Origin of the sequence: Egicoccus sp. AB-alg6-2, assembly GCF_041821025.1 — a bacterium.
Taxonomy (GTDB): Bacteria; Actinomycetota; Nitriliruptoria; order Nitriliruptorales; family Nitriliruptoraceae; genus Egicoccus.
Genome location: NZ_JBGUAY010000003.1, coordinates 53496 through 66515 on the forward strand (window position 1 = coordinate 53496; position 13020 = coordinate 66515).

General features: G+C 71.6%; 12 protein-coding genes. All 12 read right to left on the bottom strand.

What is annotated here, in order from left to right; translation table 11 throughout:
• Nucleotides 1-2 precede the first annotated feature (2 nt).
• Entirely contained in the window at nt 3-482 is a 480-nt protein-coding gene (gene rbfA, locus ACERMF_RS05120; RefSeq protein ID WP_373667956.1) for a 30S ribosome-binding factor RbfA, read from the bottom strand.
• Nucleotides 483-549: 67 nt separating this feature from the next.
• Nucleotides 550-891 (bottom strand): DUF503 domain-containing protein, encoded by a 342-nt coding sequence (locus tag ACERMF_RS05125; protein ID WP_373667957.1) that lies wholly within the window; start codon nt 889-891, stop codon nt 550-552.
• A gap of 73 nt (nt 892-964) precedes the next feature.
• Nucleotides 965-3811 carry a translation initiation factor IF-2 gene (infB, locus tag ACERMF_RS05130; RefSeq protein ID WP_373667958.1) on the bottom strand — a complete coding sequence of 949 codons (2847 nt, stop codon included), beginning with the start codon at nt 3809-3811 and terminating at the stop codon, nt 965-967.
• On the bottom strand, nt 3808-4329 hold the full coding sequence (locus tag ACERMF_RS05135; RefSeq protein WP_373667959.1) for a YlxR family protein: 522 nt from the start codon (nt 4327-4329) through the stop codon (nt 3808-3810). The genes infB and ACERMF_RS05135 overlap by 4 nt, the downstream gene beginning before the upstream one ends.
• Nucleotides 4280-5455 carry a transcription termination factor NusA gene (gene nusA / locus ACERMF_RS05140; protein ID WP_373667960.1) on the bottom strand — a complete coding sequence of 392 codons (1176 nt, stop codon included), beginning with the start codon at nt 5453-5455 and terminating at the stop codon, nt 4280-4282. Before nusA ends, ACERMF_RS05135 begins: the two co-directional genes overlap by 50 nt.
• A 31-nt stretch (nt 5456-5486) precedes the next feature.
• On the bottom strand, nt 5487-5957 hold the full coding sequence (gene rimP, locus ACERMF_RS05145; protein WP_373667961.1) for a ribosome maturation factor RimP: 471 nt from the start codon (nt 5955-5957) through the stop codon (nt 5487-5489).
• 171 nt (nt 5958-6128) lie between these two features.
• The gene (gene ispG, locus ACERMF_RS05150; RefSeq protein WP_373667962.1) at nt 6129-7304 is read right to left on the bottom strand and encodes a flavodoxin-dependent (E)-4-hydroxy-3-methylbut-2-enyl-diphosphate synthase; all 1176 of its coding nucleotides are present in this window, start codon (nt 7302-7304) and stop codon (nt 6129-6131) included.
• A 98-nt stretch (nt 7305-7402) separates the two neighbouring features.
• On the bottom strand, nt 7403-8872 hold the full coding sequence (locus tag ACERMF_RS05155) for an RIP metalloprotease (RefSeq protein WP_373667963.1): 1470 nt from the start codon (nt 8870-8872) through the stop codon (nt 7403-7405).
• Complete coding sequence (gene dxr / locus ACERMF_RS05160; RefSeq protein ID WP_373667964.1) at nt 8869-10086, bottom strand: 1-deoxy-D-xylulose-5-phosphate reductoisomerase; 1218 nt, start codon at nt 10084-10086, stop codon at nt 8869-8871. Before dxr ends, ACERMF_RS05155 begins: the two co-directional genes overlap by 4 nt.
• The gene (rlmN, locus tag ACERMF_RS05165) at nt 10083-11249 is read right to left on the bottom strand and encodes a 23S rRNA (adenine(2503)-C(2))-methyltransferase RlmN (protein WP_373667965.1); all 1167 of its coding nucleotides are present in this window, start codon (nt 11247-11249) and stop codon (nt 10083-10085) included. The genes dxr and rlmN overlap by 4 nt, the downstream gene beginning before the upstream one ends.
• 237 nt (nt 11250-11486) lie before the next feature.
• On the bottom strand, nt 11487-12380 hold the full coding sequence (locus ACERMF_RS05170; RefSeq protein ID WP_373667966.1) for a phosphatidate cytidylyltransferase: 894 nt from the start codon (nt 12378-12380) through the stop codon (nt 11487-11489).
• A 4-nt stretch (nt 12381-12384) separates the two neighbouring features.
• Nucleotides 12385-12945 carry a ribosome recycling factor gene (frr, locus tag ACERMF_RS05175; protein WP_373667967.1) on the bottom strand — a complete coding sequence of 187 codons (561 nt, stop codon included), beginning with the start codon at nt 12943-12945 and terminating at the stop codon, nt 12385-12387.
• Between the last annotated feature and the right edge of the window lie 75 nt (nt 12946-13020).

Here is a 13020-nt window from a genome sequence, read left to right on the forward strand (position 1 = left end):
GCTCACGCCTGCTCGTCCCCGGACGTCACGCCGTCGTTCCCGGACGTCACGCCGTCATCGCTGGACGTCACGGCGCCCTCACCGGACGACCGGGACTCGTCCTGCTCGAGCTTGCGGAGCAGTTGCTCGACGCGATTGGCCTGCTCGACCACCGGGTCGGGACGAAACCGAAGCTCGGGCGAGGTGCGCAGCCTGGCGCGACGCCCGACCATCCCACGCAGGCGCGGTGCCGCCGCCGCGAAGCCGGCCTCGACCTCGTGGGCCTCGGGGAGGCGGTCGCCGCCCGTGCGACGCGGATCGCCGGTCACCAGCGAGGGGTCGAGGGTCGAGTAGTAGATGGTCGCGACCTCGTGGTCCTGGGTGACCTCGGCCTCCGTGATGGTGATCAGCTGCAGGCGCGGATCGGCGATCTCGGTCTCGAGGAGGTCCGCCACGGCGGCGCGCACGGCCTGGTCGACGCGTGGGTTGCGCTTCTTGACCATCGGAAACTCCTTCGGGCCGGCCGGACCGGCGGATCGGCGGGGAGCGCCCCCGGACAGGGCGCCGTGTTCAGGGCAGCGACGGCAGGCCGGGACCGTCGGCGTCGAGCGTGTCGGCGAGGTCCTCACTGCCGAGCACGACGATACGGGGATCGCGCTCGAGCACCGCGGTCACACGGTCGAGGACGCGATCGACCCCGGTGTGCGTCGAAGCGGCGACGGCGACCCCGAGGACGGCCCGCTGCCAGCGCTCCTGCTCGCCCACCTCGGCGACCGAGACCCCGAGTTCGTTGCTCAGCGCCGCCTTGGCGCGGTTGAGCAGGGCCCGCTTGCCCTTGAGGTTGTCGACACCGGGCAGATGCACCTCGATGCGCGCGACGCCGTAGTGGACGCGGCCGTGCCCGGAGCTCACGCGCGGCCTCCTGCTGCAGCGGTTCTCCCGGCGCCCGGCCCGTCAACGTGCATGGGCCGGGCGCCGGTTGCGGTCAGTCGCGTGCGACCTCGACGGTCACGTACGCCTCGAAGACGTCGCCTTCCTTGACGTCCTGGAACTTCTCGAGCCCGATACCGCACTCGAAGCCCTCGCGGACCTCGCGGACGTCGTCCTTGAAGCGGCGCAGCGAGGTCATGGTGTCCTCGGCGATGACGACGCCCTCGCGGATGACACGGACACCGGCGTCGCGCTGGATCTCGCCGCGGGTGACCATGCAGCCGAAGACGAAGCCGGCGCGCGGCACCTTGAAGATCTCGCGGACCTCGGCCTCACCGATGATCTGCTCGCGGAACTCCGGTGCGAGCAGGCCCTTGACGGCGCGTTCGATGTCCTCGATCGCCTCGTAGATGATGCGGTAGGTGCGGACGTCGACCCCGGAGCGGTCGATCTCGTCGCGGGCGTTGGGACCCGGACGGACGTTGAACGCCACGATGATCGCGTCGGACGCCTCGGCGAGCCGGACGTCGCCCTGCGTGATGGCACCGACGCCCTTCTGGATCACCCGGACCTGGACCTCGTCGAGTTCGAGCTTGAGCAGCGCGTCCTCGAGTGCCTCGGCGGAACCGGACACGTCGGCCTTGATGATGACGTTGAGCACGGCCTTGTCGCCCGCCTGGACCGCCGAGGTGAACTCCTCGAGGGTCGTCGGCCGCCGCTCGGCGAGCTCCTTGCGACGCTCACGCGCCGAGCGGCGCTCGGCGACGTCACGGGCGAACCGCTCGGCGTCGACGACGCGGAACTCGTCACCCGCCTCGGGCACGTCGTTCAGACCGATGATCTGCACGGGCCGGGCCGGCGGCGCCTCGTCGACGTTGTTGCCGTTCTCGTCGAACATGGCGCGGATCTTGCCGTCGGCGGTACCGGCGACGAGGATGTCACCGCGCCGCAGCGTGCCGTTCTGCACCAGCACCGTCGCGACCGGACCACGGCCCTTGTCCAGGTGCGCCTCGACCACGCGGCCGCGGGCGTCCTTGTCCGGGTTGGCCTGCAGTTCGAGCAGGTCGGCCTGCAGCAGCACGACCTCGAGCAGCTCCTCGAGGTTGAGCTTCTGCTTGGCCGACACCTCGACCATCGGCACGTCGCCACCGAAGTCCTCGGCGACCACGTCGTGCTCGGTCAGCTGGGTCTTGACGCGGTTGGGATCGGCGCCCTCGAGGTCGATCTTGTTGATCGCGACCACCATCGGGACCTCGGCCGCCTTCGCGTGGGCGATGGCTTCGCGGGTCTGGGGCATGACGCCGTCGTTGGCGGCGACCACGAGGATCGTGACGTCGGTCACCTGGGCACCACGGGCGCGCATGGCGGTGAACGCCTCGTGACCGGGGGTGTCGATGAAGGTGATCAGGCGGCCGTCGTGGTTGATCTGGTACGCACCGATGTGCTGGGTGATGCCACCGGCCTCGCCCGACACGACGTCGGTCTGCCGGATGGCGTCGAGCAGCAGGGTCTTGCCGTGGTCGACGTGACCCATGACGGTGATGACCGGCGGCCGTGGCTGCAGCGTCTCGGGGGCGTCGGCGGCCTCGACACCGAACTCGAGCTCCTCCTCGGAGAGGAAGTAGATCTCGACCCCGAGGTCGTCACCGATGATCTCGACGGTGTCGTCGGGCAGCGTCTGCTGCACCGTCGCCATCTCGCCCATCTCGAACAGCTTCTTGACGAGCGCTGCGCCCGGTACGCCGAGCTTGTCGGCGAGCTCGCCGACCGTGACCCCCGAGAGCACCTCGACGCGATCGACCTGGATCAGGTCCTCGATCGGGACGTCCCGGCGGCGCGGCCCGCGCGCGAGCTCCTGCTCGGCGGGACTCTGCTTCTCCTTCTTCTTGCGGCGGGTCTTGCCCGAACCCGGGCCACCCGTCCCGCCCGGTGCGCCACGACCACCCGGGCCACCACCCGGACCGCCCGGCCCGCCACCGGGACCACTGCGGCCGACCGGTTGGCGGTAGGGGGATCCCGGGGGACCACCGCGGTTGGCGCCACCGGGCGCACCACGGTTGGCGCCACCGGGCGCGCCACGGTTGGGACCACCCGGAGCGCCCGGGCCGCCACGCGCACCGCCGGGCCCACCGGGACCGCCGGCACCACGGCCGGCGGGAGCGCCGGGCTGGGGCTGCGGACGCGCGGGCGCCTTGCGCAACGGCGGCGGGATGGAACGCCGGCCGGAGCCCTCCTGCGGCAGGGTGCCCTCGGAGCGTCGGGTCGGTGGGACGCCACCGCCGGTCACCGTCGGAGGCGGGACGGGCCCACGCTGCGACGGCGGCCGCAACGGTGCCTCCCCCGGCTTCAGCCGCGGCGGGGGGGCGCCCGGCATGCGCCGTGCGTCAGCGCCGGCGTCCCCGCCCGTCGGGGCGGGACGTGCGGCCTCGGCCGCAGGCGACTCGGCAGCGGGCTTCGGCGCCTGCGGCTCGGCGGGCGCCGACGTCGGCTGCTCCGCGGCCGGGGCGACGGGGGTAGCCGGCGCCGTCGGTGCCTCGGGGGCCGGCGCCTCGGCGGCGGCAGCCGCCTGGGCCCGCTTGGCCGCCTCCTGCTCCTCCTGCTGCTTGCGCAGATGGGGCGGCAGGACCTTGGCGGCCTTCTTGCCCTCGGGCGGCGCGGCGGCCTGGATCGAGCGGTAACGCTCGAGTTCGGCCTGCTCCCGCTTGCGCTTGGCCTCTTCCTCGGCTCGGCGCTCTGCCTCGGTCTTGCCGAGCGAGTCGCGGAACTTCGCGGCATCCGCGTCCGCAATGGACGAGGAGTGGCTCTTGGCATCGACGCCGAGGTCGGTCAGGCGACGGAGGACCTCCTTGTTGTGGAGGCCGGTTTCCTTCGCCAGTTCGTAGACGCGGACCTTGTTGCTCACGCGTTGTCGCTCCTCACGGTGCCATCCGGCACCTGGTGCTGCACATCTTCGTCGGGGCCCCGATCGGGGGCGTTGCTTCGGGCGCGTATCGCCGCGAGTGCCGCGAGCGCCTCTGCCTCGGTGCCGCCACGGAGCGCGCGCCGGAGTCCGGTGGCGCCGCGGCGTGCGGCGGCGTCGAGGCAGGGGGGTTCGGGGCAGAGATAGGCGCCCCGGCCGGGCAGGCGTCCACTCGTGTCGAAGCGGATCCCGTCGGGTGTCCGGGCCAACCGCAGCAGTTGTGGCTGGGGTCGCGCTGCACGGCAGGCGACACAGGTCCGGACGGGGTGACGGGGCGCTTCGCGCACCAAGGGTACTTCCTTCACGGGCTCCTGGTTGGTTCGGCGTGCCCGGTCACTCGTTCGAGCCACCGCGGCGTGTCGCCCGGGGTCGCGGATCCGCCGCAGGCGGCACCGCGCGCGGGCCCGGGAACTAGGCGCCGGTCTCTTCGGTGTCTGCCGGTGCGGCGTCGCCCGCGGCACCGGACTCGTCGCCCTCCTCGAGCGCCGTCTGACGGGCGGCCTCGGCGGTCTGGACCGCCGCTTCGATGGCCGCCTCGCCCTCGGCGGAGAGCGGGTTGCCGTATTCGTCGATGAGCCCCTGCTCGAACGCCTCCTGGAAGGCGCGCTGCTCCTCGGCGAACTGGGTCTCGGACTTGATGTCGATCCGCCAGCCGGTCAAGCGGGCGGCGAGGCGGGCGTTCTGCCCCTCGCGGCCGATGGCCAGTGACAGCTGGTAGTCGGGCACGATGACCATCGCCGTGCCGTCGTCGGGATACAGGTAGACGTTGCTCACCTTGGCCGGCGAGAGCGCGTTGGCGACCACGTCCTCGGGCTCGTCGGCCCACCGCACGATGTCGATGCGCTCGAGTTCGTCGGCGTGCAGCTCCTTCTGGACCGCACGCGCCCGTTGACCGCCGGGGCCGACGCACGCACCCACCGCGTCGACGTTGGGGTCGTTGCTCATCACCGCGACCTTGGTGCGGTGTCCCGCCTCGCGGGCGATGCCCTTGATCTCGACGATGCCTTCCTCGATCTCGGGCACCTCGAGGGCGAACAGGCCGACCACCAGGGCCGGGTGGGTGCGTGACGCAACGATCTGCGCACCACGGGCCTGCTTGCGCACCTCGATCACGACCGCGCGGGTGTGCGCGCCGTGGTCGAGTCGCTCGTTTGGGATCTGCTCGGCGTAGGGCAGCAGCGCCTCGGTGCGACCGAGCTCGATCAGCGTCACGTTGCCCTGCTGGCTGATCTGACCCGACACGATGTCGCCCTCGCGGCCGACGAACTCGCCGTAGGTGACCTCGCGCTCCGCCTCGCGCAGACGCTGCAGCAGGACCTGCTTGGCGGTCTGGGCCACGATACGGCCGAAGTCCTTGGGCTCCTCGCGCCACTCGGAGACGATGTTGCCCTCGTCGTCGAGTTCCTGGGCGAACAGCGTGACGTCGCCGGTGGTCCGGTCGACGGTCACGCGCGCCTCGTCCGCGGTCGAGTTGTTGGACCGCTTGTAGGCCGAGGCCATGGCGGTCTCGAACGCCTCGACCACCGTGAGGAAGTCGATGCCCTTCTCGCGCTCGATCTGGCGCAGGGCGTCGATGTCGATCTTCATTGACCTACCTCCTCACAGCTCGTCCCCGTCGTCACCACGGAAGTACCACCTTGCCATGGTCGATGTCGTCGAACGCGACGACGACCTCGGCACCATCGGCGTCGAGCGTCACGCCGGACGCGTCCACCGTGACGACGGTGCCGGTGGCCTCGCGTGCCCCCTCGATGTCCTCGCGACGGATCACGCGGACCTCTCGTCCGACGTTGCGCGCGAAGTCACGGGGCTGGCGCAGCGGCCGGTCGACACCCGGCGAGGTGACCTCGAGGGTGTAGCTCGAGGGGATCACGTCCGCTTCGTCGAGCGCCGCGCCGACCCGCCGCGAGAGCGTGGCGATGACGTCCACGTCGAGACCGCCCTCGGCGTCGGCGATCAGACGAACGAGACGGCGAGCGCCCTGGCCCTTGACCTCGACGTCGACGAGCTCGACCTCGAGCTCGTCGGCCAGTGGCGAGGCCAGTTCCTGGATGCGTCGCGGTACGTGCGCGTCGTCGGTCCCGGCCATGTCACCACCTTTCCATGCACTCGTCCCGGCCCCGGGCGGACACCGTCGGCGTCCAACGGGGGCGCCTCACGAAGACGGCCGGCCCGTAGGGGCCGACCGCGCGTGTGACGCTTCTGGTTGGTCGTCGAACGTACCACTTCGGGCATGCCACTGCCACGGCTGGCCCGGGACTCAGGCGGTCACGGTAGGCGCCCCCGAGCCGCGTTCGGCGCGGATCTCCTCGGCCATCTCGGTGGCGTAATGGACCAGCGCCTCGACGATGTCCTCCTCGCGGACCGTCGCGATGCGCTCGCCCTTCTGGATGATCTCGCCCTTGCCGTTGCCGGCCGCCACGCCGAGGTCGGCTTCGCGCGCCTCGCCCGGGCCGTTGACGACGCAGCCCATGACCGCCACGCGCAGCGGCACGTCGACGATGCCCTCGAGGCCCTTCTGGACGTTCTCGGCCAGGGTCCACACGTCCACCTGGGCACGACCACACGACGGGCACGACACTACGTCGAGGCCGCGCTCGCGCAGGTGCAGGGACTCGAGGATCGCGATGCCGGCCTTGACCTCCTCGACCGGGTCGGCCGACAGCGACACCCGGATCGTGTCGCCGATGCCCTCGGCGAGCAGCGCACCGATGCCGACGGCGGACTTGATCGACCCCGACTTGAGCGGGCCGGCCTCGGTGACGCCGAGGTGGAGCGGGTAGTCGCATCGCTCGGCGAGGAGGCGGTAGGTCTGGATCATCGTCCACGGGTCGGAGTGCTTGACCGAGATCTTGGTGTTGTAGAAGTCGACGTCCTCGAGCAGGCGGACCTCGCGGAGCGCGGACGCGACCATCGCCTCGGGCGTGGGACCGCCGAACTCCTCGAGGATGGCGTCCTCGAGCGATCCGCCGTTCACGCCGATGCGGATCGCCACGCCGGCCTCGTTGGCGAGCCGTCCGAGCAGCGCCACCTTGTCGTGCTTTTTGATGTTGCCCGGGTTGATGCGCACGCCGGCGCATCCGGCCTCGATCGCCATGACGGCGTACTTCCACTGGAAGTGGATGTCGGCGATCACGGGGATGCGGGCGTGTTCGGCGATGCGGGCCAGCGCCTCGGCGTCCTCCTTGCGAGGCACGGCGACCCGGACGACGTCCGCGCCGGCGGCCTGTGCCGCCGCGATCGCCTGCAGCGTCAGATCGGCCTCGTGCGTCGGCGTCACCGTCATGGTCTGCACGCTGACCGGCGCGTCGCCCCCGACCTCGATCGGGCCGAGCGGGATCTTGCGGCTGGCACGCCGCTTCGGTCCCGAGGGGCCAGAAGCGCGGGTGGCCGCGGGCGTCGGTCCGCTTGGAACGAGGGGCAACTGGGTCGTCACGAGCGTCTTTCGTGTCGCATCGGACTCGGGCCCGCCACGGTACCGGCGGCCGTCGCCACGGGTTCGGACCGGCGGATCGGCCCAGATGGCGTTCCGGCTCAGCCCGGCAGGCGGATCGGGTTGGTGATGTCGAGCCAGAGCAGGGCGATGAACACCGTGCCGAGGATCGCCAGCACCGGGATCGCGACCGCCGCGACCGCGCGGGGATCGACGGTGAAGTCTTGCGCCCTGCCCCGCAGGCCGCGTACGGCGTTGACGGAGCGCTCGATGGCGAGCACCGCGAGATGGCCGCCGTCGAGCGGAGGCAGCGGGGCGAGGTTGAAGATGCCGATGAAGATGTTGATCGAGACGATCAGCAGCAGCAGGGTCAGCAGACCCGAGGCGGTGCCGCTGGTCTGGCCGGCCAGTGACGCGGCCCCCACCAGCGAGACGGCGCCGTCGACGGCCCGCTCCTCGGTTCCCGACGCCTGGGCCAGCATGTCCGCCAGGCCGCTCGGCGAGAAGACCCGTCCGAGGGCGACGAACGAGCCCACGAAGATGGTGACGAAGCCGACCGGGCCGACGAAGGTCTCCTCGATGGCACGACTGACGGTGTAGCGCTCGTAGATCTCGCCCGGGTAGAAGCCGACCTGTCCGATGCGCTCGCCGGTCTCCTCGTCGGTGGCGGTCACCGGGGTGACGGTGAGGGTCCGCTGCTCACCGTCGCGCTCGACCACGAACTCCGTCGGCTGTTCCGGACGTTCGCGGATGACCTCGCGCAGTTGCGTGAAGTCGTCCGAGCGCACGCCGGCGACGGCCAGGACCCGGTCCCCGGGCTGGAGGCCGGCTTCGGCCGCCGGCCCGTCCTCGAACACGACCTCGACCGTCGTTCCGATCTCGCCGGTCGGCATCGGCAGGAACAGGAACATGCCGAGCAGGACGGTGATGGCGATGACGAAGTGCATCACCGAGCCGGCGACCAGCACGATGGCCCGCTGCCAGGCCGGCCGGTCGGCGAAGAAGCGCCCCCGGTCGCCCCGGGTGATGCGGTGGTGCAGGTCGCCGACCCGGCCGGTGTCGGGCACCTCACCGGCGACGACCTCGTTGAAGACCGTGCGTGCGTGCCGCAGTTCGTCGCTGCGCCCGACGTTGAGGCGGGTGCGCTGCACGATGCGTTCGGTGAGTTCGCGGTTGGCCCCGCGAAGCCGCAGTTCCTCCTCGAGCCGGTGCCACGTCGCGGACGGGATCGCCTCGCCGACGCTGGAGCCACCCGCGGGCACGAGCTCCTGCTCGCGGGCGCGGTCCTGCGCGACGGCGTGGGCCTCGAAGACCTGGTCGCCGACCGGCGGCAGCCGCTCGTCGAGCGGCGACATGCCCTTGATACGCACGAAACCGCCGAGCGGGAACGCCTTGACCCCGTACTCGGTCTCGCCGCGGTGCGTCGACCACAGCGTCGGGCCGAAGCCGAGGAAATAGCGGTCGGCCCGCATGCCGAACCAGCGGGCCGTGAGGAAATGGCCCAGCTCGTGGATCATGATCGCCACGACGATGCTGACGACGAACACCACGATGGCGGTGGTCCCGCTCATTCGACCCCTCCGTTGACGCGCGCGGTGGTGACGGCGCCGGCGCCGGGCGCCCCCGTCAGTGCCTCGGCGGCATGGCGTCGCGCCCAGGCGTCGGCAGCTAGGACGTCCGAGAGGTCGCGCGGGTTGCCAGGATGTTCGGACTCCCACGCCGCGAGGGTGCGCTCGACCACCTCGGCGATGTCGAGGAAGCCCAGTCGCCCGTCGAAGAACTGGGCGACCGCGACCTCGTTGGCCGCGTTGAGCACGGCCGGCCAGGTGCCGCGTCGGCGCCCGGCGAATTCGGCGAGGTCCAGCGCCCGAAACGTCGCGCGGTCCACCGGCTCGAACGTCAGCTGCGACATCTGGGTCCAGTCGCAGGCCACGAACGCGTGCGGCAGACGTCGCGGCCAGGCCATGGCGAGCTGGATCGGCAGGCGCATGTCGGGCGGCGAGAGCTGGGCGATCGTCGAGCCGTCGACGAACTCGACCATGGAGTGCACGACGGACTGCGGGTGCACGACGACGTCCAGCCGGTCCCACGGCACGTCGAACAGCTCGTGGGCCTCGATCAGCTCGAGGCCCTTGTTCATCAGCGTTGCCGAGTTGCAGGTGACGACCGGTCCCATCGCCCACGTCGGGTGCGCCAACGCCTCGTCGACGCCGACCTCGACCAGCTCGGCCGCCGAGCGGCCACGGAAGGGGCCCCCGCTGGCGGTCAGCACCAGCCGGCCCACCTCGTCGCGTCGCCCGCCGCGCAGGCACTGCGCCAGGGCCGAGTGCTCCGAGTCGACCGGGATCAGGTGGGACTCGCGGCCTCCGGCGGCCTCGGCGGCGGCAACCACGAGGTCCCCACCGACGATCAGGCTCTCCTTGTTGGCCAGGGCGACGGGCGTACCGCGCTGCAGGGCCGCGAGCGTCGGTTCGAGCCCGACCGCCCCCGTGATGCCGTTGAGGACCAGGTCGGCGTCCATCCGTGCCAGCTCGACGACGCCGTCGGTGCCGTCGAGCACCTCGAGGTCTGGGCGCTGCGAGCGCAGCTCGGCGGCCGCGGCGCGATCGCCCAGCGCGACCGTGGCCACCCCGAATTGCGCCGCCTGTGCCGCGAGGGCGCCGCCGTCCCGTCCCGCGGCGAGCCCGACCACCTCGAATCGGTCCGGGTGGGCGCGTACCACCTCGAGCGCCTGGGTCCCGATGGAACCCGTCGCGCCGAGCAGCACCAGCCGGCGGCGCCTCATCGCTGCACCCCGGGATCGACCTGGAGCAACTCGACCCGCTCGGCCGCACCGATGGCGGCCGGCAGCCGGGTCCCGGCACCGAGCGTGTAGCTGGCCAGCAGCTGCCCGCACGCGGCGTCGGCGTCGCGGCCACGCGTGTCCCGCAGCGTGATCTCGACCCCGCCCCGCTGGACCCGTTCGACGAAGGCGCGGGTCCGGCGCTTCGACGGTTCCTTCCAACGCACCCCCGGCGTGGGGTTCATCGGGATGACGTTGACGTGCGCGCGCAGCCGCCGTGCGATCTTGGCGAGCTCGTCGGCCTGTTCGTCGTCGTCGTTGACGTCGCCGATGAGGCACCACTCGATGCTGACGCGACGATTGGTGCGCTCGCGGTACTCGCGGACGACGGCCTCGAGCTCGGCCAGAGGGTGGCTGACGTTGATCGGGACGAGTTCATCGCGCAGCGTGTCCGTCGCCGCGTGGAGGCTGACGGCGAGCGTCAGCGGCAGCCCGAGATCGGCGAGCTTGCGGATCCCTGGGACCAGCCCCACCGTGGAGACGGTGATGCCCCTGGCCGAGAGGTTGAAGCCCTCCGGGTCGTGCAGCCAGCGCACCGTGGCGAGCGTGGCCGGCAGGTTCGCCAGCGGCTCGCCCATACCCATGAACACGACGTTGGTGATGTGGTCGGGGGCACCGTCGGGAAGGTGCGCGCTGCCGATGTCGCCGCTTCGGAGGGCCGCGTCGGCGACCACCACCTGGCGGACCACCTCGCCGGCCGTCAGCTGGCGGCGGAATCCGGCCTGACCCGTCGCACAGAACGGGCACCCCATCGCGCAACCGGCCTGGGTCGAGATGCAGACCGTTGCCCGCTTCGGGTACAGCATCAGGACGGTCTCGATCGCCTCGCCGTCCGGGTAGCGCAGCAGCAGCTTGTGGGTGTGCCCGTCGTCGGCGACCCGGTGGGCGACGAGTTCGGGACGGGCCGGCGCGAAGCGTTCGGCGAGGGCAGCACGCAGGGCGGCCGGCAGGTCGGTCATCTCCGCGGGATCGTCGACCCCGCGGACCAGCCACGCGTGCAACTGGTCGGCCCGGTACCTGGGCTGGTCCAGTTCGGCCATCAGGGCGGTCAACTCGTCGCGCGAGAGCGCGTACGGGTCGACGACCGCGGCGGGCTGGGAAGACAAGCGGGAACACCTCACGGGTGGCACGAGCGGCTGGCGTCGCGGGGCGGCGACGTGTGTGCCGACCGGCAAGGGTACGACAGCCCGTCGTGGCCGGCGCGCCGCTGGTGACCACGCCAGGCGCCGGACGCCGGTGACCACGCCAGGCGCCGGACGCCGGTGACCGCTGGCCGCCGGTGACCGTTCCGATGCGCCAAGCGCCGAGGCGCGCGACCGGCAGCAGGAACCGGCGGCCAGAAGTCAGACGAGGAGTTCGACCACGTAGTAGCCGACCGGCAGCGCGAGCAGGATCCCGTCGACGCGGTCGAGGACGCCGCCGTGGCCGGGCAGCACGTCACCGAGGTCCTTGATCCCGAGATCGCGCTTGAACATCGACTCGGTGAGGTCGCCCACGAAGGAGGCGACACCGCAGGCGAGGGCCAGGGCCGCCGCGGTGGCCGGGCTGAACGTGTCGCCGAAGCGGGGCAGGAGGAGCGCCAGTGCCACGACGGCCAGCAGGAGTCCGCCGGTGAAACCCTCCCAGGTCTTGTTGGGGCTCACGGAGGGGGCGATCTTGTGCCGGCCGAAGGCGACCCCGAACCCGTAGCCGCCGACGTCGGTCAGGACGGCCGCCAGGATCACGGCGAACACCGCGAGCGGGCCGGCGGACGGGCGGTTGATCAGCAGGACCCCGAAGGAGGCCAGGAACCCGACCCACAGGCCGAACAGCGTCGTGATGGCCAGCGTGCGCACCACGTCGCTGCGGTGCCCGTCGCTGAGCTGCGACAGGATGCCGCCGAGCACCAGGACCGCCACACCGACGGCCTGCCCGGCGTGACGGGCCTGGTAGGCGCCAAAGAGCATGACGAGGGTGGCGACGACCGCCACCGCGACCTCGAGACGCAGCCCGATGGTCCGCAGGACGCGACCTGCCTCGACGTAGGCGATCACCGTCAGCAGCGCGATGAGGACGGCGAACGCCATCGGGTGCCAGACCACCGAACCGATGAAGACGCCGGCGAGCACCACCCCGACCGCGATGGCCAGCGGCAGGTTGCGGCCGCCGACCATGCGCCGGCTTCCGGAGGCACCGCCGACCACGCCACCGTCGGTGACCGGAGCCTGGTCGCGGGCCGGATCGCCGGCGTCGGACACGTCCTCAGACCTCGAGCAGGTCCTTTTCCTTCTGTTCCAGCAACTTGTCGATCTTGGCGACGTGCTTCGCCGTCAGGTCCTCGAGCTGCTTGGCGTAGCGGTCGTGCTCGTCCTTGCCGACCTCGCCGTCGTCCTCGAGCTTCTGCATCTGGTCGCGGGCACTGCGCCGGACGTTGCGGATGGCGACCTTGCCATCCTCGGCCGCCGCCTTGGCCATCTTGATGAAGTCCTTGCGCCGCTCCTCGGTGAGCTCGGGGAAGACGCAGCGGATGGTGCCACCGTCGGTCGACGGGTTCAGTCCGAGGTCGGACTCGCGAATGGCCTTCTCGATCTGGTTGACCGAGCCCTTGTCGAACGGGTTGACCAGCAGGATCCGGGGTTCGGGGACGGCGAAGTTGGCCAGCTGCTGCAGCGGGGTCGGCGCCCCGTAGTAGTCGACCACGATCTTGTTCAGCAGCTGCGGATTCGCACGGCCGGTGCGGATCGACCCGAAGTCCTGGCTCACCTTCTCGACCGCCTGGTCCATCCGGTGCTCGGCGTCGATGGCGACGTCGTCGAGGCTCATGGCTGTTCCCCTCATGTCGAATCCGGGCGTGGTGCCCTGGGTAGCGTAGGCGGGTGCGTCGGCGACGCCGGCGGC